This window comes from Ruegeria sp. YTSA105 (assembly GCF_059610225.1).
The window spans coordinates 85,514-105,306 of record NZ_JBXWNE010000003.1; the positions used below are offsets into that span (position 1 = coordinate 85,514).

Consider the following 19,793-nt stretch of genomic DNA (forward strand, 5'->3'; position numbering starts at 1 on the left):
GCGTTCCAAACAGGATTACGTGTCCAACGACCGAGCGATGAGTTCCTTCATGATCTCATTTGTCCCGCCATAGATCATCTGAACCCGCGCATCCGCATAAAGCCGAGCAATCGGATATTCCATCATGAACCCATAGCCACCAAACAGCTGCAGACATTCATGCATGATCTCATTCTGCACCTCAGACCCCCAGTATTTGGCCATCGACGCGGTCGATGCATCCAAAGTTCCAGCCTCAAGCCGAGCAATACAGTCGTTGACAAAACTGCGCAGCACTTCGGCCTTGGTTTTACACTCGGCAAGCTTGAAGCGGGTATTTTGGAAATCCATCACGCGCTGACCGAAGGCTTTGCGCTCCTGCGTGTATTTCACTGTTTCGGCAATCGCGAAATCAATCGCACCCAGGGCACCGATTGCAATCGTCAGGCGTTCCCAGGGAAGTTGCCGCATCATCTGGTAAAAACCCTGCCCCTCTTCCGCACCAATCAGGTTTGTCATCGGGACCTTGACGTCCTCAAAGAACAGCTCGGCCGTGTCATTGGACTTCATGCCCAGTTTCTTGAGGTTCCGCCCCTTGCGGAACCCATCTGCGCCCTGCGTTTCGACCGCGACCAACGATACCCCTTTCGACCCTTGGGTCTTGTCGGTCTTTGCGGCCACAAGGATCAAGTCCGCAGATTGCCCATTGGTGATAAAGATCTTGGATCCGTTCAGACAGTAGGAGTTACCGTTCTTTTCTGCAGTTGTGCGGATCGACTGCACATCCGAACCGGTTCCGGGCTCTGTCATGGCCAGCGCGCCGACCATCTCGCCCGAGGCGAGTTTCGGCAGCCATTTCAATTTTTGATCTTCGCTGCCATAAGCGGTGATATAGTGGATGACAATCGACTGGATCGCATAGCCCCAACCGGAATCTCCGTGCGAGGTCTGGGCGTACATGGTCAGAGCATCAAATCCCATGCCACCACCGACACCGCCGTGTTCTTCGGTGATCGCGCCAGCCATCAGTCCCATGTCACCGGCCTTGCGCCAGAACGCACGATCAACAACCCCGTTTTCGGTCCAGCGCTCGATATTGGGCACCAGTTCGTCCTGCATGAAACGGTCCGCCATTTCGGCAAACATCTGGTGCTCTTCTGACACCCAGCTGGATGTAGGGGTAATAAGAGACATTGCGCATCCTCCAAGATCAACTTGCTGCCAGCGTAATTTGGACCGCCAAGTAATCCAATGCGTTGGATGAAACGCTACGCAACGTCTTTTGGAAGATTTCGCCGGGTCACGGGATCGGTGCGGCCAACGCGTTTTCCAGCAAGACCCGCGCTGCAGCTTTGGCATCTTGCGCGGGATCACAGCTTTTCAACAGAACCGCCGTCACGATTGCCCCTTCTTTCAGCAGAAGAATCTGACATCCCAGGCTTTCAGGGTCGAAGGCACCGGCTTTGCGGGCCAGATCCGTGAAATATTCCAACAACAACCGCTTGTGCTCCGCCGCCTGCACGTGGATCGGGTGCTCTTTCTCCTGGAACTCGGCGCCAGCCTTGATGAACATGCAGCCGCGAAACCCGTCTTCGGCGAACCACTCGCCCAGTGCATCAAAGCTTGAAATCAACTGGTCCGCAGGGGTGTCGGCCAATTCCTCGACACGACGCATGAACCAGTTGCGGAAATTCTCGTCCCGCAAGCGCAAAGCCGCCAGTATCAGATCTTCCTTGGTGCGGAAATGTTTGTACATCGAAGTCTTCGACACACCCGTCTCAGCCACCAGCTTGTCCATGCCGGTCGCATGAAAACCGTCACGATAAAAGACCTTTAGGGCCTTGCGGACCAGCTCATCCCTTTTGTTTGGGCGCATGATTCGCCTCCTATACGTACCGATCTGTACATAATTGTACCCTCCATAATCCGCAAGGGCCACCAATGTTCAGGAAATTCTCTTTATTTTCCACCTGGATAGAGAAAAATTTTAGATATTTTACAGGCGCCCCTTGCAAATAGGTACCGATCAGTACACCTTAACAACATGATGTACCGATCAGTTAACCATGGAGCCGTCATGAAACGCCGTACCAGCCCCTTCAACCGCCAGTACATCCCAATTCTGTTGACCCTTGCGCTGCTCGCTGCATCGCTGACCTGAAGGATCATGACATGAGCCGCCCCCCTCTGCCGCCATTCACTGCTGAGACCGCTACACAAAAGGTCCGCATGGCTGAAAATGCTTGGAACAGCCGCGATCCGGATATCGTGACGCCCGCCTATACCGAGGACAGCCAATGGCGGAATCGGGCCGAGTTTGTCGCGGGCTATGCTGAAATTCACGCGCTTTTGACCCGCAAGTGGAGAAATGAGCAGGAGTACCGGCTGATCAAAGAACTCTGGGCCTATTCGGAAAACCGTATTGCCGTGCGCTATGCCTATGAATGGCGGAACGACAGCGGCCAGTGGTTCCGCTCATATGGTAACGAGAACTGGGAATTCGATAGGGATGGTCGGATGGCCAAACGTCATGCCTCGCTGAACGACCTTCCGATCAGGCAACAGGATCGGGTTTTCCTTTGGCCTCTTGGTCCGCGCCCTGACGACCATCCCGGCCTGTCTGATCTGGGCCTGTAGAAAGGACCTATTATGCCACGTGCTTTTTCCAAACTAACCTTCACGCCTGCCGTTCTCACCCATCAAGAAAGGATGGGATCGGCAAAAACCTATGCGAAATTCCTGGAAAGCGGCTCTGTGCAGGGTCACGAAATCAGAGCCGCCGAAAAAGAGTTCATCGAGGCCCGCGACGGGTTCTACCAATCAACCGTGTCCGAGACCGGCTGGCCATATGTGCAGTATCGTGGCGGACCCGCGGGGTTTTTACGAGTACTTGATGCGCAGACCATTGGGTATGCTGATCTTTCGGGCAACAAACAGTATATCTCGCGCGGGAATTTGGATGGCAATGACCGGGTTGCGCTGATCCTGATGGATTATGCCAACCAGCGACGCCTGAAAATACTTGGGCGTGTCGAAATTGCCGAAGGCGCTGCGGCGGCTGCCAGCCTCTCCCCCGAAGGCACCCAGACCCCGGCCGAACGCGCCGTCATTATCAAGGTCGAAGGTCTGGACTGGAATTGCCCAAGTCACATTACCCCACGATTTACCGAGGCCGAGCTGCGCCCCCACCTGAACGAATTGGGCCAGCAGCTGGCCCAACTTCAGGCGGAAAATGACCGGCTGAAACGGGAACTGGAAAATAAGAAATAAGCCCCAGTGCCAAGCATTCCCCAACTTGTGATTCAAGGACTGACACCATGATAACGTTAACGCTTCACCGAGCCTTCATAGTCCTGTTTGGTTTCGCTCTGTCGATTGCCTTTCTTATGCTGGGGTTTTTCGCATCTCCCGAAGCTGTTCGGACATCCCCGCCCGCGCTTTATAATTCGCTGCTGCTGGAAAAACTGGCCCAAGACTAAGAACCGTACGGCCCTCGAAACAAGAGATTGTGCCTGAATCATGATCTCTGCCCTTGACCTTCCTGTGACTGGAACCCCCATCTAGGGTTGGAAACAGGACAGGATGAGTCGATTGGCCAACTCACATACTATCAGACTGAAGGTCACCGGAATGAGCTGCGCATCCTGCGTAGGCCGCGTGGAATCTGCGTTGCGCAATGTTCCCGGGGTTACCGAGGCTTCGGTCAACTTCCCAACCGAGACTGCACAGGTCACTTATGACGGGCCGATCAGCGACCTGACCGGCGCGCTGGACAAAGCTGGTTATCCGGTGTCTGTGGCAGAAGCCGTTCTGCAGATTGACGGAGTGAGTTGTGCTTCTTGCGTCGCAAGGATTGAACGAGCACTCTGCGCAGATCCGGCCGTCATAAGTGCTCGGGTCAACCTGGCCACTGAAACCGCGACCATTCGTTTTGCCGACGGGGCAACTGATCCTGTGAAGCTGGCGCAGCTAAGCACTAAAGCGGGCTATCCGGCGCACCCTTCCAGGATGGCCGAAAGCAACGATGAGAAACCGGGCGAAGCCTCTGCGCTGATCCGCACCACCCTGATCGCTGCGGCGCTGGCTTTGCCCGTGTTTATACTCGAGATGGGCGGGCACATGATCCCAGCCTTTCATCACTGGGTTCAGGCAACAATCGGGATTCAGACCAGCCATATCATCCAGTTTGTCCTGACGTCGGTTCTGCTGATCGGCCCCGGAAGGGTGTTCTATGCCAAGGGTATCCCGGCCTTGCTGCGCAGGACACCTGATATGAATGCGCTGGTCGCGATGGGAACCGGTGCCGCCTATCTGTATTCCGTCCTGGCCACCTTTGCGCCTCAGGTTCTGCCACAAGGCAGTGCAAATGTGTATTACGAGGCCGCCTCGGTCATCGTGGTCCTTATCCTGCTGGGTCGCGCGATGGAGGCGCGGGCAAAAGGCCGGACCGGGGCCGCCATTCGCAAACTGGTCGGGCTTCAACCGAAAACAGCCCGGCTAGAACAGGACGGGGGCACGGTCGATCGACCCATATCCGAAATACTGGTTGGCGATGTGCTGCAGATCCGACCCGGAGAGCGCGTCCCAGTCGATGCTCAGGTGTTGGACGGCACCTCATACGTGGATGAAAGCATGATTACCGGCGAACCCGTTCCTATAGGGAAATCGGCCGAAGATCAGGTGATAGGGGGCACGGTCAACGGCACGGGCGCGCTGCGCGTGCGCGCCACGCGTGTTGGGTCCGAAACGGTGCTGGCGCAGGTCATCCAGATGGTTCAGCAAGCTCAGGGTGCCAAGTTGCCGATACAGGGGCTAGTCGACCGGATCACGGCGTGGTTTGTTCCCGTTGTGATTGGCGTTGCCCTACTGACCATTGCGATCTGGCTGATCTTTGGCCCTGCGCCTGCCTTGCCGATGGCGCTGGTCGCAGGGGTTTCGGTTTTGATCATTGCCTGCCCCTGCGCCATGGGGCTGGCGACTCCGACGTCGATCATGGTGGGCACGGGGCGCGCGGCTGAACTGGGCGTGCTGTTCCGCAAAGGCGATGCTTTGCAGCAGTTGCAACAGGCCAAGATCATCGCTTTGGACAAGACCGGGACTCTGACACTGGGGCGCCCTGAACTGGCGAATGTCACGACCATAAATGGGTTTGACCGCGATACCGTTTTACGGCTGGCCGCTGCGGTCGAGGCGCGATCCGAGCATCCGATTGCCACGGCCATCACGCGGGCCGGACCGGCGGACCTGCCCCCTATCGCCGGCTTTGAATCGTTGACTGGGCTGGGCGCCCGCGCGTCTGTCGATGGGCACGATCTGCTGATCGGCTCACCCAGATTAATGGCGCAGAACGGCATTGATCTATCCGCGCTGAGCCAACAGGCCGACCAGCATGCCGCCGAAGGGGCAACCCCCGTATTCGTCGCGATCAACGGTCAGGCTGCGGCACTTCTTACGGTCTCGGATCCGGTCAAACCGGGCACGATCGAAGCTTTGCACCGGCTGCACACTATGGGGCTAACGCTGGCGATGGTCACCGGGGACAACGCCCTGACTGCGCAGGCTTTGGCAGACAAGCTGGGCATCGATCATGTCACAGCCGAGGTCCTGCCGGACGGAAAGCTCGCTACAATCAACGCCCTGCGCGACCAGTTCGGAGAGCTGGCCTTTGTCGGTGACGGGATTAACGACGCCCCGGCATTGGCTGCGGCGGATGTCGGCATCGCTATCGGCACGGGTACAGATGTGGCGATTGAAACGGCGGATGTGGTGCTGATGTCGGGCGATCTGCGCGCGGTTGCCAATGCAGTCGAAATCAGTCGCCGGACCATGAGCAATATCCAACAGAATCTGGGCTGGGCGTTTGGATATAATGTTTTGCTGATCCCTGTCGCCGCCGGGATTCTGTATCCTTTTGGCGGCCCGCTTCTTTCCCCGGTTCTGGCGGCTGGAGCCATGGCTTTGTCCAGCGTCTTTGTCGTCACCAACGCGTTGCGACTTCGCAGGGTTCGCGCCAGCCTGCCCGAGGGATCACATACGGCGGCTCCACAAATGGTGACGTCATGAATATCGGCGACGTTTCCAACCAAACCGGTCTCCCGGCCAAGACCATCCGCTATTACGAAGATATCGGACTGATCAAACCGCTGCGCGATGATAATGGCTATCGCCGGTTCCGCAGTCAGGATGTGCACAAACTGAACTTTTTGGGCCGGGCCCGCGCATTGGGATTTACGATCGAAGATTGCCGGACCCTGATGGCCTTGTATGAGGATGAAACCCGCGCAAGTGCAGATGTGAAGAAGGTTGCCCGCGCGCATATGGTCCAGATCGAAGCGAAGATCGCCGACCTTAATGCGATGCGCGATACGTTGGGTCATTTAATTGACGCCTGCGCCGGCGACGACAGGCCTGATTGTCCGATCCTGAAGGATTTGGGCGGACAACCCTGACACGGGGTTGCCCTTTGTCTTCAGCTTTGCTTTGTCTCTGCCAAACAATCCGGCTTGCGGCGTCTGACCGGACCCGGACAGCAGAGAGGTTCACCAAATGGCAAAAGTTGCGTTCCTTGGTTTGGGTGTCATGGGATATCCAATGGCCGGCCACCTGCAGGCTGCAGGTCATGAGGTCACGGTTTTCAACCGAACAACCGCTAAGGCCGAGGCTTGGGTCGCCCAATATGGCGGCTCAATGGCCGCTACCCCGCGCGAGGCGGCTGAGCGAGCCGAGTTTGTCATGGCTTGTGTGGGCAATGACGATGATCTGCGCATGGTCTGCACCGGCGACGATGGTGCCTTCGGCGCAATGTCAAGCGGCGCGGTTTTCGTCGACCATACGACCGTCTCGGCAAAGGTAACCCGAGAGCTTTATGGCGCGGGCAAAGCCGCAGGGATTGCCTTTGTGGACGCGCCGATTTCGGGCGGTCAGGCCGGGGCTGAAAACGGCGTTCTGTCGATCATGTGCGGGGGGGATCAGGCTGCCTATGACGCGGCCGAGCCCATTATGCAGGTCTATTCCAAAATCTGTCGCCGCATTGGGGACAGTGGTGCCGGTCAGATGACCAAGATGTGCAACCAGATCGCCATTGCCGGACTGGTTCAGGGCCTCAGCGAGGCGCTGCATTTTGCCGAAAAAGCCGGGCTGGATGGCCGGGCGGTTGTGGAAGTGATCAGTCAGGGGGCCGCAGGCAGTTGGCAGATGGCGAACCGCTATGAAACCATGTTGGACGATCATTTCGAGCACGGTTTCGCGGTGGACTGGATGCGCAAGGATCTGGGAATTTGCTTGGATACCGCAGATGAAACAGGGGCATCCCTGCCGGTGACGGCTTTGGTTGATCAGTTCTATAAGGATGTGCAGAAAATGGGCGGGAATCGCTGGGATACTTCCTCGCTTATTAAACGGTTGCGCGCATTGGGGTAACGGGAAAAGGGGGCTGTCTGCCCCCTCTTGGCCCGCAGGGCCAATTCACTCCCGAAGATATTTTTAGCCAGATGAAAAGGACCCCGGTTTACTGGGACAGGGTTTCAAATGAACGACATCATCGCATTTTGGGCTAATGCTTTGCGGCAAGACTGGGGGCTGGACGCGCGGCTGACCAGATTGGACGGCGAATACGATCTTAATTTTCTGGTCCGGGCAACCAACGGACAGGATTATGTTCTGAAAGTCATGCGCCCCGGATGCGAAGCAGAGCTTGTGGACCTCCAGGTCAAAGCCTTGGAACATATCGCCTCAGAAGCACCGGGGCTGCCATTTCCTACAGTGTTTCCCGATTTGCAGGGGGATTATCTGCCCCGGATCGAAGATCACGAGGGGGTACCGCGCCTTGTTTGGTTGCTGGAATGCCTGCCTGGGCAATGCTATGCGAAATCGGCACCCAAATCCGAAGAGTTGATCCTAAAGCTGGGTCGCGTTCTGGGTGCTACAGACCGTGCATTAGAGCGGTTCACTCATGAGGGTTTGGCCCGGGGCGATTTCAAATGGAATCTGACGCAGGCAGGGTGGATCGAACAGCATCTGGACACCGTTAGTAGCCCCGCACGGCAGGCAGTGCTGGCCGAGATATGTTCCGAATTCAATGCGATATCAGACAAGTTGGCAGGCTTGCCCAGTCAGGCGATTCATAATGACGCCAATGATTATAACGTTCTGGTCGAAGCAGAGCCTGGCCAGCGCCCGGGGGTGTCGGGCTTGATTGACCTTGGCGATATGTGTGCCGCGCCACGCGTTTGCGATCTGGCGATTGCCGGGGCCTATATCGTATTGGATCATCCGCAACCCGATCGCGCATTGGCGGCACTGGTGCGCGGCTATCAGGCGGCAAACCCCCTGCGCGCGGACGAAGTCGAACTGATCTGGCCTCTCTTGCGGATGCGACTGGCTGTGTCGGTTGTGAACTCGACCCTGATGGCCCTTGAAAACCCGGATGATCCTTATGTCACTATCAGTCAGGCGCCGGCCTGGCGGTTTCTTGAGGACCAAAGCGTCAACGGCGGATTGATGCCAGCGCGCCTGCGCGTCGCCTGTAGTCTGCCGGTCACCGATGGGGCCGAACGCATCCATGCCTATCTGTCCGCGCATCGCGGTCAATTCGCCGAGATGTTTGGACAGGGTCTAAAAGATGTGCCCATGGGCTCGCTATCGGTCGAAGACTCTGTGTGGCCGCAAAACCCATTCCACATGCCCCTGGCCGAGGCGGCACGTGTTGGCGAGGAAAATGGCACAGACTTCTGGTTGGGGTATTACAATGAACCCCGCCTGATTTACGCAGAGCCGGGGTTCCGCAAAGGGCCATGGAAAGCTTCGGACCGACGCACCGTGCATCTGGCGGTGGATGTGTTCGCGCCTGCCGGCACTGTCCTGAATGCCCCGATCAGTGGCCGGGTCGAGGCGGTCGAGAATCGCGACAGTCACCTTGACTATGGCGGGGTGGTGATCCTGCATCACGAAACACCCCAAGGCGATCCGTTCTATACACTCTACGGACATTTGGACCCCGAGGTCTGCGACAGGCTGAACCCGGGCGATCCAGTCGCACAGGGAGCGGCGTTTGCACGGCTTGGGGATGTCACACAGAACGGGGGCTGGGCCCCACATGTACATTTCCAGCTGGCCCTGACTACGAAGGGGATGCGGGCCAACTGGCCGGGTGTTGGCGACCCTGACGAGCTTGAACTGTGGCACGCCGTCTGCCCGAATCCGGCGGCTCTGCTGAACCTTCCCGATGACAAGGTGTTCTATCGGCCGACCGATAAACAGGCGATCCTGCAGGGACGGCAGGACCACTTCGGAGGCAACCTGTCCCTGACCTATGACGATCCAGTCATGCTGGTACGCGGTTGGAAGCATCACCTGTTTGACGAATGGGGTCGCCCTTATCTGGATGCGTATAACAATGTACCCCATGTGGGCCACGCCCACCCGCGCATTCAGGCTGTCGCAGCAGATCAGCTCAAGCGGATGAATTCCAACACCCGGTATCTGCATCCGGCCCAGACGGCTTTTGCCGATAAGGTTCTGTCCAAGCTGCCCGATCACCTCGAGGTCTGCTTCTTTGTGAATTCCGGCACCGAAGCCAATGAGCTCGCCCTGCGGCTGGCCCGCGCCCATACCGGCGCCAAAGGGATCGTGACGCCCGATCACGGGTATCACGGCAATACCACCGCCGCCGTGGCAATTTCGGCCTATAAGTTCAACAAACCGGGCGGAGTTGGTCAGGCGGATTGGGTGGAACTGGTTGAGGCCGCGGATGACTACCGAGGGTCTTTCCGGCGCGACGACCCCGATCGCGCCCAGAAGTTTGCAGATCTAGTGGACCCAGCGATTGCAGCCCTACAGGACAAAGGTCAGGGCGTTGCCGGTTTCATTGCCGAGACCTTCCCTTCAGTTGGCGGGCAGATCATACCACCCAAAGGCTATCTGCCCGCGGTTTATGAGAAAATCCGCGCCGCTGGTGGTGTCTGCATCGCCGACGAGGTGCAGACAGGTCTGGGGCGTCTGGGCGAATATTATTTCGGCTTTGAGCATCAAGGCGCGCTGCCGGATATCGTGGTCATGGGCAAACCCATTGGCAACGGTCATCCATTGGGCGTTCTGGTTACTACCAAAGAGATCGCCCGCAGCTTTGATAACGGGATCGAGTTCTTTTCGACCTTTGGCGGATCGACCCTGTCCTGCCGCATCGGCAAAGAAGTTCTGGATATCGTCGATGATGAAGGCTTGCAGGACAATGCCCGCCTGATGGGCGACAGGTTGATGACAGGCCTGCGTCAGATCGAGACCGATTTCGGATCTGTCGGTGATGTGCGCGGCATGGGCCTGTTCGTTGGAGTCGAACTGATCAACCCCGATGGCTCTGAAGGCCGTGAGATCTGCCAATATGTCAAAAACCGGATGCGCGACCACCGGATTCTTATTGGCAGCGAAGGCCCAAAGGACAGCATCCTGAAAATTCGCCCGCCGCTGACGATCGAGGCGGAAGATGTGGACATGATCCTGTGGGCATTACGGGATGTGCTGGCAGAAGTTGGTGATTACAGCCCGCCACCCTCATGCGATCATGACCATCACCACGCAGGGTGCGGCTGCTGCTGAGGGCACGGAACCCCGGCGCGCATTCGCCGGGGTTCTGCACCTGCCCTGCTGCTTAGTGCAGCGTGGCAGTGGGGTTCTGATGTCTTGGGGTTGGCATCGGGATCGAGACCGTCATGCGTCGCAAAGCCAGCCCTAATTCCTCAGACAAAGCGGCCAATGCGGGGGCAAAATCGGGACGGACGATCAGGGACGCCATCATCATAGCGTCTTCGCGCGCGCCTTCTGATGCCGCCGCAATCATCTGGGCGAAACAGTTTTCATCCGCGCCAAGGCAGACACAGCCCAACCCATGCCGGATCAGCGGGCGCCGCCCGTGATGGGCACAAAGCGAGCACAGCCGGTCCAGCGTCAACATCGCTGCCCGGCCCTGATCCGTACCTAGGGCGATCTGAAAGTCCTGCGCCGCATCCATACGCGTTTGCATTCCGTCCCCCCAGAGGCGCAGATACATGACCGCACCGGCCTCGACAGGGCTTAGGTCGGACAGACGGCCAACGGTCGCGCCACCCCGGGCTGCAGGCGCGCTCATTTCGTCAAGATCAGTTTGCCCGCGCGCGTGATGCGCAAGGTGTACAGCTGATCGCCCAGCTCGATATGGGCCAGATTGCCCCCTTTGGTCAGATCTTCAGCCTTATGTGCAGGCAGCATTGATACGGCAAAAGACTGGCTGGGATTCGGGTTCTGAACATTCATCAGGATCACTCCGGAAGGTTTCGGGCAATGCGCCTTATCGGTTTACTTTTCAGGTATCTGGCTGGCCCGATTCTGGGGTTGCTGACGGCTTGAAATATAATCTGATTATTTTAGTCAGGTATGTCAAGCCTCAATATCCCACTCTCGCAACCGGGTTGAATTGCACTGCCTGAACACACCAGTTAGGACTTGCGGTGCAGCTTCAGAGGCAAGGATTTCAATGAGCGCTACAATTATGTTCGATTTGGACGGAACACTGGTCGACAGCCTTCCGGACATCACCGCCGCTGCGAATGCAATGCTGCGGGACACTGGTGTCTCGCCCCTGCCCCAGGACACGATCAAACAATTCGTCGGCAATGGCCTCCCGAAATTGGTAGAACGCATGATGTTTCATTGCGACCTGCCTATGGATCGCCATGCCGAGCTATCGGAACTGACGCTGACCCACTACAACGCAGCCTCCAGCGACAAAACCGTCGTCTACCCCGGCGTGGCCGAAGCGCTTGAACAGCTGCGCCAGATGGGATGTGTTCTGGGTGTTTGTACAAACAAACCCAAAGCACCGGCTGACCATGTTCTGAAGTCGATGGGCCTGACCCATCATTTCGATGCCACCCTGGGTGGTGACAGCCTGGCCACGCGCAAACCAGACCCAGCCCATCTTGAGGCAAGTTTTAACGCAGTGGCCGCTATAGGTCCGCGCCTGTTCGTGGGTGACAGTGAGGTCGACGCAGAAACCGCTGAACGGGCCCAGGTGCCCTTTTTGCTATTCACGGAAGGTTATCGGAAAAGCCCGGTTTCTGAACTGTATCATACCCGTAACTTCGCCGACTGGCACGAAGTGCCTGCGCTTGTAAGTGAGCTTTTGGGGGAATTGGGCTGATGTCCCCCAACTAGTGAGGGGCCGGCCGAGGGGGTAAGTAGCCAGCCCCTCAAGGGGGAAAAGTGGTAGGTCCTTGGAAACTCCTTGGATGATTTGAAGCTAACGAGTCGCTCCAATCAAAGATATAGGGGGTTTCCCGTAGCCCTAGATAGGGTGTTGAAATTACATAATAAATTATCCGTAAATTCTAGAAATTCGTAGAATATTGTCATTTTCCGTTGGTGACCCGGCCCCAGGACACCGCCAATCGAAAGCTGAACAACGAAAAAGGGCGGGGATGAACACCCCGCCCGACGGTTCAGAACAATTGCTGAATCCGCATGTTCAGATTGCCAGATATTCCTCGCGCAGCTGTGGATTCTCTAACACCTCGCTGGCGGCTCCATCAAACACGATGCTGCCCGTATCCAGAATGATCGCACGGTCCGCCAATTCCAGGGCGCGCACCGCGTTCTGCTCGACAATGATCGTGGTCATACCCTGCTGTTTGACGTGAAGCAGAGTCTTTTCGATCTCATCCACAATCACCGGGGCAAGCCCCTCATAGGGTTCATCCAGAAGCAACACCTTGATGTCCCGTGCCAAAGCCCGCGCAATCGACAGCATCTGCTGCTCTCCGCCAGACAGGGTAATTCCTTCTTGCTTGCGGCGCTCACCCAGCCTTGGGAACAGCTCATAAAGCCGTTCCAGCGACCAGCCGACAGGTGGAGCGATCTGGGCGAGTTGCAGGTTCTCTTCGACCGTCAGACCGGGGATGATACGGCGATCCTCTGGCACAAGGCCAAGGCCTGCGGCGGCGGCCTCATAGCTGGTCATTTTGTGCAGCGGCTTGTGATCCAGCCAGATTTCACCATGACGCACCTCGGGGTCACTGACCCGCGCGATGGATCTGAGCGTCGAGGTCTTGCCAGCACCATTCCGGCCCAGCAGGGCCAGAATTTCACCTTCGTGCACGTTAAAGCTGACGCCCTGCACGATATAGCTTTCGCCATAGTATGAATGCATGTCCCATACGGACAAAAACGCAGGGGCGGTGCTGGCCATATTGGCGTTTTTCGAAAAGTCAGGTTTCTCGTTCATTGCTTTTCCTTACGCGGCCTCACCCAGATAAGCTTCGCGAACCTTGGGATGCCCGCGGATGTTTTCTGGCGTATCTTCGACCAGAGGTGTTCCTTGTGCCAGAACGGTGATGCGCTCGGCCAGGCTGAACACCACATGCATGTCATGTTCAATGATGGCGATGGTAATGTCACGCTCGTCCTTGATCTGTTTGAGCAGGTCGATCGTGTTGTTGGTATCTGCCCGGGCCATCCCTGCGGTGGGTTCGTCCAGCAAAAGCAGGCGCGGGTTCTGGCTGAGGCACATGCCGATCTCAAGCCGTCGCTTGTCCCCGCGTGACAGCGATGCCGCGTGCATCTCGCGTTTGTCAGCCATGTTCATCTCTAACAGCATCGCCTCGGCCTGCTCGACAATCGCCTTTTCACTGGAGATGGTTTCATAGGCGTGCATCCGAAAAGCGCCGTCCCGCATCGCAAAGATCGGGATCAACATGTTCTCCATCACAGTCAAATCGCCGAAAATCTCGGGCGTCTGGAACACACGGCTGATACCCATCTGGTTGATCTGATAGGGTTCCAACCCCAGAACAGAATTGTTGTCGAACAAAACAGAACCGGTATCCGGCATCAGCTTTCCCACCAAACAGTTCAGCAAGGTTGACTTGCCCGCACCGTTCGGGCCGATGATCGCGTGGACCGAGTTTTCTTCGACGTTGAGGTTCACATCCGACAGCGCCTTGAGGCCACCGAAGCGTTTGCTGACGTCTTTGACTCGTAGAATTGCCATGGTGCCCCCTTATTCCGCTGGCTCGGTTTTGCCCTTCGGGGCATCATCGGCGCCCGGTTTCTTACGCTTGAACCAACCCATCAGCCGCTGACCACCTTCAACCAGCCCACCCGGCAGATAGATCACCACCAGCATGAACAGGATACCCAGCGTCAGATGCCAACCCTTGCCGATGAACGGATGGATCAGGAACACAACCGCGTCCTCAAGCCCATCGGGCAGGAAAGCGAACCAGCTGTGCAGAACATTGTCGTTGATCTTCGAGAAGATGTTTTCGAAATACTTGATAAAGCCTGCTCCCAGTACCGGCCCGATCAGGGTCCCTGTACCGCCCAGAATTGTCATCAGCACCACCTCGCCCGAGGCAGTCCACTGCATCCGTTCGGCCCCGGCCAGCGGGTCCATGGCGGCCATCAGCCCCCCCGCCAGACCGGCATACATGCCCGAAATCACAAAGGCTGCCAGTGTGTAGGGTTTCGAATTTAGACCGGTATAATTCATCCGCTGCTGGTTGGATTTCACCGCCCGCAGCATCATGCCAAAGGGCGAGCGGAATATGCGGATAGAGAGATAGAACACCGCCATCATGATCACCGCACACAGGTAATAGCCCGCGTTAAAGTCAAAGCTCCAGGCACCCACATCCAACGTATAGGTCGCGCGCATGGGAATGCCGAACAGATGCGGTAGGTTCGGCGCGCTGGCCGATTGCAGGATCTGCGGATCGTCCGCATAGACCTGCAAGCCGGTCTCACCATTTGTCAGGTTGAATTTTGGGTTCGAAAGCACCGAATAGGCCAGAGCAAAGCTCATCTGTGCAAAAGCCAGCGTCAGGATCGAGAAATAGATGCCCGACCGACGCAGGCTGACAAATCCGATCAGCAGCGAAAACACCCCGGCGACAAGAACGCTGAGCGCGATGGCCGGAACGACGTTATAGCTGAGCAGTTTGAACATCCACACTGCGGAATACGACCCCACCCCAAGAAAGGCCGCATGGCCAAAGGACAGGTATCCGGTCAATCCAAACAGAATGTTGAAGCCGATCGCAAAAATCCCAAAGATCACGAACCGCTGCATCAAATCGGGATAGCCCGCGTTGAACTGCGCCATGGCGCTGCCTTCGGGGAACGGGTTCAGGATAAAGGGCGCCAACAGGGTCAGTATGGCGACGATGATCAGCAGGCTGGTATCTCTCTTGTTCAGTCCCAACATGGCTTATTCCTCCATCACGCCTTTGCGCCCCATCAACCCGCGTGGACGGGTCAAAAGCACGATGATGGCGACAAGGTAGATGATGATCTGGTTGATGCCAGGGATCGTGGTCGTGGCCCAGGTGGTCGACGCAAAGCTTTCGAGCACGCCCAGCAGGAACCCGGCCAGAACCGCGCCCGGCAATGAGCCCATCCCCCCCACAACCACAACCACAAAGCTGAGAACCAGAAAGTCCATGCCCATGTGATAATTTGGGGGGTTGAGCGGCCCGTACATCACCCCGGCAAGACCCGCGACCGCGGCCGCAATCCCGAACATGATGGTAAACCGCCTGTCGATATTTATCCCCAGCAGGCCCACCGTTTCACGATCTGCCATGCCAGCCCGCACGACCATGCCAAAGGTTGTGAATTGCAGGAACGAGAACACCGCTCCGATAATGCCAACGGCAAACCCGAAATAGACCAGCCGCCAGATCGGATAGATGATGGCGTTGGGATCGAATCCAACCATGATGCCAAGATCAACAGACCCACTCAGCATATCGGGGGGCGGGGTCTGGATCGGATTGGCACCGAAGAAATATTTGATGATCTCCTGCAGCACGATCGCCAGGCCAAAAGTCACAAGGATCTGATCCGCATGAGGGCGCTTGTAAAAATGTTTGATCAGCCCGCGCTCCATCACGTAGCCGACAAACAACATGATCGGGATCGCGAACAGGACAGCCAGAGGAACGGACCAATCTATGATTGACGCGCCAATCTCGGGGCCGAACCAGGCCTCTATATACGGGGTTTCAACCTTCAGCGGGTTGCCCAGAAAATCTTTCTGACTTTCATCAAGGGTCACGTAGCTCAAGTTAAAGAGTTTTTGCAAAGACACGGCGCAGAACGCACCAATCATGAACAGCGCCCCATGGGCAAAGTTCACAACTCCAAGCGTTCCGAAGATCAGCGTCAGGCCAAGCGCGATCAGCGCATAAGCCGACCCCTTGTCCAACCCGTTCAGAATTTGCAGAAGAATGGCGTCCATAGTCCCCACCTTTGGCCTGTCCAGTGGACTCCCCCATAGGCGGGAGAGCCCGTTTTCTAGGTCAGAGAATTTTCGTCGAAAATTCTCGCGCTTGTGTTACGCGCCCGGATTGCATTTACCCAGTTCGCCACCGGCAAACATCGGGTGCTCGGGATCGTATTCGACCTGCGCGCGTGGGGTGATCTCGACGATCTCCAGCGTGTCATAGGCGTTGGTCGGGTTCTCGTTGCCCCGCACCACCAGCACATCCTTAAAGCACTGATGATCTGCACCACGATACCAGGTCGGCCCGTTGCCCAGACCGTCGAACTCGAAATCTTCCAGCGCTTCGGCGACACCACAGGGGTTGAAGGTACCCGCTCGTTCGCACGCATCTGCATAGAGCAGAACCTGTGCATAGCAGGTCTGAGCCGAATTGGACGGCGGCTTGCCGTATTTCTCACCAAAGGATTTCACAAAGGCCTTGGTGCCTTCGTCTTGCAGCTGCCAGTTCCAGTTCATCGAACCCAGCACGCCCTTGATGTTCTCGCCAGCACCGGCAGCCATCAGTTCGGAATACAGCGGCACGACAATCTTAAAGTCTTTGCCGTTGGCCACCTTGTCGAGCAGGCCGAACTGAATCGCATTAGTCAGCGAGTTCACCATGTTACCGCCATAGTGGTTCAGAACCAGCACATCCGCGCCCGAGTTCAGAACCGGCGCGATATAGGACGAGAAGTCCGTCGACGCGAGCGGTGTTTTGACCGTGTTGACCGTTTCCCATCCCAGGGCTTCGGTCGAGGCCACAATCGACTCTTCCTGAGTCCAGCCCCAGTTGTAGTCAGCGGTCAGATGATAGGCCCGGCGTTCACTGCCCATTTCGGCAGCAAGAACCGGCGCCAGAGCAGCGCCCGACATATAAGCATTGAAGAAATGGCGGAAACCGTTCGCCTTCTTGTCCTTACCGGTCGTGTCGTTGGCATGGGTCAGGCCAGCCATGAAGATCACGCCCGCTTCCTGACACAGACCCTGAACTGCGACAGCCACGCCCGAGGACGAGCCGCCGTTGATCATGATCGCACCGTCTTTTTCGATCATCGACTTGGCCGATGCGCGTGCGGCGTCCGATTTGGTCTGGGTGTCGCCGGTTACGAACCCGACCTTTTTACCAAGAATCCCGTTCCCTTTCAGGGCCTTGGACGTAAAGGTGTTCAGGCAACCGCCATCTCCCTCACCGTTCAGATGCTCGACTGCAAGCTGCTGTGCCAGCAGTTCATCATTACCCTCTTCTGCATAAGGCCCGGTCTGCGGAACATTGAAACCCAATGTGACAGACGACCCAGAAGGTTCGTTAGTATATGCAGCAGCCGACGATGCAGTAAAAATCGTAGGTAGGGCCAGACCGGTACCGGCAACAGCACCAGACTTCAGCACGCCGCGGCGTGTGACAGATTTATTAGTCATTCATTCCTCCCAGTTCCCTGTTTTACGTCTGTTGGCTCCTCTTCCAGCAAACGATTGCGCAGGTTTACGCACCGCGAGTATGGCGGGGGTTCTGAAAATTTCTCAATAACCTATTCAAAAAGCAGCTATGTTATGTAAACAAATGAACACCTGGGTACGGAGTCTTGTAAATTTTCAAACATATTCCGCTTCTTAATAATTGAAATTAAAAGGTATTATTTGAAAACATGCCGGTGATCGCCATGCAGGCAGTGCCGCTCTGCTCGGCAAGCAAGAAGTCGTTGCTAAATCTAAAGGAGAGCCCAGGCCGTATGATACAGCTCAAATGGTCACCGGGACGAGCCGACATCCCTTGCAAATCAAGCCGTTTGAACCTGGGTCTCAAACCCGAAGCGTCGTGCAAATCAAGAATTGTGACAAATTGAAAAACGGTTAATCCCTCCACGGCTGCATCGGTGAATACAGGCAACCGCCCGACCAGCCGACGACCAAACAAGCGCAATAACCTTACAAAAAAGGCATAAACCACTACGCTTCGTCCCGTATTCCGCGAATAGGTCAAAGAAATAGTCCGCGGATTTTGTGCAGTTTGTTTACTGAAACGCGACGAATTGATCGTACATAATTAGGTTAATGATTTTTTAGATGAGTTTTAGACGATTATATAGAACTATAGGAATGTAAAGAATCGGTAGGAGGTTGCGCACTCTTATATTGCAAATGCGCGTTTATGTTTGTTCGAGTACAGGTTGTTATCTATGGTCCGGGGGAATGCTCAGAGCGCTGCGTGGTTACCAAACGCGCTTCATGCCAGAGCCATCATTAATTTCATTCATTGGAGCCAGGCAGGCGTCGTTCTTGATGCCGCGCTTGAAGGTATCGTCAAAGCATTTGGCGCCGATTGTGCTGTCATCAGCCGTGTGTGGCTGAACAAAGGGGCCCATCGTGTTGCCGCACGGGCTGACACACGGGATCCAAAATTCCAAAGACCATTGTTTCATTCTTTCGCCAACGACGCCCTCGGCCCGTTTCGGAACAAACCAAAACGCGCCTCGGTGTTTAGTCTGCGAGATGACGGGGCAGACCCCAGTGATATCTCCGCAGTTTTGTTAGATTGGATGTCGCACCGCAAGCTGGATGACATTCTGTTCATATGCCTGGACCATAACGGCGGCGAAATCGACTTTCTGGAACTTCATTTCGGGCAGAGTTCCGAACCCGGTTACCGCGAAGCTATTGAACAGGTGGCTCCGCAACTATCCGAGACCTATCAGGCCCGCCGAGCCGGACTGATCACTGAATCATTGTCTCGGCAATCAGTCACCGCACTCAGAAAATCATACAGTGAAGCACCTATTCTCAGCACCGAGAACCCAACGGGCCTGACCCGTGCCGAATGGCGTGTTTGCGTTCTTGTTTCACGCGGGTTGTCGCCTCAGTCCATTGGTGCCGAACTTGAGATCGGACCAGCGACAGTTCGCACGCATCTCAAGCATATCTATTCAAAAACGGCGCTGGACACCTTCCACATGCTGGCCCGGCGCTTGGTATCGGTAGAAGAGCGCGAGGCCCTTCATGGGAAACCTAGCCAGGCACGTGCCTGATGCCTGAACTGGACTGGCAGTCCTGGCTGACATTGTGGGTATTCACACCGCTGTTCGTAATGATCGCCTGGACGGATTTCACCCAAATGCGCATCCCTAACCTGTACTGCCTGCTGGGCGGTGCAGTCGTGCTTATGACCGCGCCGTTTCCGGATTGGAACCAACTGCTGCTGCGCCTTCTTGTGGCCGCAGCGTGTTTTGCGATTTGTTTCGGTCTGTTTGCAGCGGGTTGGCTGGGCGGTGGCGACGCCAAGATATTGCCAATCGTATTTGCCGCAATTCCGGTCCCGGTCGTATCGACCTATCTGCTAATACTGGCAGGCTGCATGGCAGCGGGGCTGATCGGAATGTCGCTGTTTCGGCGTCTCGCCCGACAAACTTCCCCGCATATCAAGTCAACCGCCCAGTCGCGCGAATTTCCTCTTGGAATCGCTATCGGATCATCCGGGGTGATCCTAGCAATCTGGTCGGCTACTGCGCTTTGGTTCTGACCATGCCAG

General features: G+C 56.5%; 20 protein-coding genes. 10 read left to right on the forward strand and 10 right to left on the reverse strand.

Annotation, left to right across the window (positions count from 1 at the left end):
* Positions 1 to 15 precede the first annotated feature (15 nt).
* Together AC2FH2_RS05240 and AC2FH2_RS05245 are read right to left on the reverse strand one after the other, a co-directional pair.
* Entirely contained in the window at positions 16 to 1,173 is a 1,158-nt protein-coding gene (locus AC2FH2_RS05240) for an acyl-CoA dehydrogenase family protein (protein ID WP_496712043.1), read from the reverse strand.
* Positions 1,174 to 1,279: 106 nt separating this feature from the next.
* The gene (locus AC2FH2_RS05245; RefSeq protein WP_496712046.1) at positions 1,280 to 1,855 is read right to left on the reverse strand and encodes a TetR/AcrR family transcriptional regulator; all 576 of its coding nucleotides are present in this window, start codon (positions 1,853 to 1,855) and stop codon (positions 1,280 to 1,282) included.
* A 296-nt stretch (positions 1,856 to 2,151) separates the two neighbouring features.
* Here AC2FH2_RS05245 and AC2FH2_RS05250 point away from each other — a divergent pair, with 296 nt between their 5' ends.
* The 7 genes from AC2FH2_RS05250 to AC2FH2_RS05280 all read left to right on the forward strand — a co-directional run bounded on the left by AC2FH2_RS05250 (position 2,152) and on the right by AC2FH2_RS05280 (position 10,572).
* Positions 2,152 to 2,616, forward strand: coding sequence for a nuclear transport factor 2 family protein (locus AC2FH2_RS05250; RefSeq protein WP_496813532.1), 465 nt, complete (start codon positions 2,152 to 2,154; stop codon positions 2,614 to 2,616).
* Between the two features lie 72 nt (positions 2,617 to 2,688).
* Entirely contained in the window at positions 2,689 to 3,249 is a 561-nt protein-coding gene (locus AC2FH2_RS05255; protein ID WP_496712049.1) for a pyridoxamine 5'-phosphate oxidase family protein, read from the forward strand.
* Between the two features lie 47 nt (positions 3,250 to 3,296).
* Positions 3,297 to 3,458, forward strand: a complete 162-nt coding sequence (locus tag AC2FH2_RS05260) for a hypothetical protein (protein WP_185956647.1) — start codon at positions 3,297 to 3,299, stop codon at positions 3,456 to 3,458.
* A gap of 103 nt (positions 3,459 to 3,561) precedes the next feature.
* Positions 3,562 to 6,042 carry a heavy metal translocating P-type ATPase gene (locus AC2FH2_RS05265; protein WP_496823100.1) on the forward strand — a complete coding sequence of 827 codons (2,481 nt, stop codon included), beginning with the start codon at positions 3,562 to 3,564 and terminating at the stop codon, positions 6,040 to 6,042.
* Complete coding sequence (gene cueR / locus AC2FH2_RS05270; RefSeq protein WP_142635768.1) at positions 6,039 to 6,428, forward strand: Cu(I)-responsive transcriptional regulator; 390 nt, start codon at positions 6,039 to 6,041, stop codon at positions 6,426 to 6,428. Before AC2FH2_RS05265 ends, cueR begins: the two co-directional genes overlap by 4 nt.
* 97 nt (positions 6,429 to 6,525) lie before the next feature.
* A complete protein-coding gene (locus tag AC2FH2_RS05275) occupies positions 6,526 to 7,398 on the forward strand; it encodes an NAD(P)-dependent oxidoreductase (protein WP_281972465.1) in 873 nt (290 codons plus the stop codon).
* A gap of 108 nt (positions 7,399 to 7,506) precedes the next feature.
* Entirely contained in the window at positions 7,507 to 10,572 is a 3,066-nt protein-coding gene (locus AC2FH2_RS05280; protein ID WP_496823101.1) for an aminotransferase class III-fold pyridoxal phosphate-dependent enzyme, read from the forward strand.
* Positions 10,573 to 10,624: 52 nt separating this feature from the next.
* Here the strand turns inward: AC2FH2_RS05280 and AC2FH2_RS05285 are convergent, their stop codons facing one another.
* Positions 10,625 to 11,101: a hypothetical protein gene (locus AC2FH2_RS05285; RefSeq protein WP_142635764.1), complete on the reverse strand. Its 477-nt coding sequence runs from the start codon at positions 11,099 to 11,101 to the stop codon at positions 10,625 to 10,627.
* Entirely contained in the window at positions 11,098 to 11,265 is a 168-nt protein-coding gene (hemP, locus tag AC2FH2_RS05290; protein ID WP_142635762.1) for a hemin uptake protein HemP, read from the reverse strand. Before hemP ends, AC2FH2_RS05285 begins: the two co-directional genes overlap by 4 nt.
* Before the next feature lie 220 nt (positions 11,266 to 11,485).
* Here hemP and gph point away from each other — a divergent pair, with 220 nt between their 5' ends.
* Positions 11,486 to 12,151, forward strand: coding sequence for a phosphoglycolate phosphatase (gene gph / locus AC2FH2_RS05295; RefSeq protein WP_281972468.1), 666 nt, complete (start codon positions 11,486 to 11,488; stop codon positions 12,149 to 12,151).
* A 324-nt stretch (positions 12,152 to 12,475) separates the two neighbouring features.
* On the opposite strand, the gene AC2FH2_RS05300 is transcribed toward gph, so the two are convergent.
* From AC2FH2_RS05300 to AC2FH2_RS05325, 6 genes are all read right to left on the reverse strand, one after another.
* Entirely contained in the window at positions 12,476 to 13,231 is a 756-nt protein-coding gene (locus AC2FH2_RS05300; protein ID WP_142635758.1) for an ABC transporter ATP-binding protein, read from the reverse strand.
* 9 nt (positions 13,232 to 13,240) lie between these two features.
* Positions 13,241 to 13,996, reverse strand: a complete 756-nt coding sequence (locus AC2FH2_RS05305) for an ABC transporter ATP-binding protein (protein ID WP_142635756.1) — start codon at positions 13,994 to 13,996, stop codon at positions 13,241 to 13,243.
* A 9-nt stretch (positions 13,997 to 14,005) separates the two neighbouring features.
* The gene (locus AC2FH2_RS05310) at positions 14,006 to 15,211 is read right to left on the reverse strand and encodes a branched-chain amino acid ABC transporter permease (protein ID WP_142635754.1); all 1,206 of its coding nucleotides are present in this window, start codon (positions 15,209 to 15,211) and stop codon (positions 14,006 to 14,008) included.
* 3 nt (positions 15,212 to 15,214) lie between these two features.
* Positions 15,215 to 16,246 (reverse strand): branched-chain amino acid ABC transporter permease, encoded by a 1,032-nt coding sequence (locus tag AC2FH2_RS05315; protein WP_142635752.1) that lies wholly within the window; start codon positions 16,244 to 16,246, stop codon positions 15,215 to 15,217.
* A gap of 96 nt (positions 16,247 to 16,342) precedes the next feature.
* Complete coding sequence (locus AC2FH2_RS05320; protein ID WP_142635750.1) at positions 16,343 to 17,689, reverse strand: substrate-binding protein; 1,347 nt, start codon at positions 17,687 to 17,689, stop codon at positions 16,343 to 16,345.
* Positions 17,690 to 17,894: 205 nt separating this feature from the next.
* A complete protein-coding gene (locus tag AC2FH2_RS05325) occupies positions 17,895 to 18,218 on the reverse strand; it encodes a hypothetical protein (protein WP_271948242.1) in 324 nt (107 codons plus the stop codon).
* Between the two features lie 229 nt (positions 18,219 to 18,447).
* Here AC2FH2_RS05325 and AC2FH2_RS05330 point away from each other — a divergent pair, with 229 nt between their 5' ends.
* Positions 18,448 to 19,293 carry a helix-turn-helix transcriptional regulator gene (locus tag AC2FH2_RS05330; protein WP_496689153.1) on the forward strand — a complete coding sequence of 282 codons (846 nt, stop codon included), beginning with the start codon at positions 18,448 to 18,450 and terminating at the stop codon, positions 19,291 to 19,293.
* Positions 19,293 to 19,784 (forward strand): A24 family peptidase, encoded by a 492-nt coding sequence (locus AC2FH2_RS05335; RefSeq protein ID WP_496688841.1) that lies wholly within the window; start codon positions 19,293 to 19,295, stop codon positions 19,782 to 19,784. The genes AC2FH2_RS05330 and AC2FH2_RS05335 overlap by 1 nt, the downstream gene beginning before the upstream one ends.
* Positions 19,785 to 19,793: the final 9 nt, after the last annotated feature.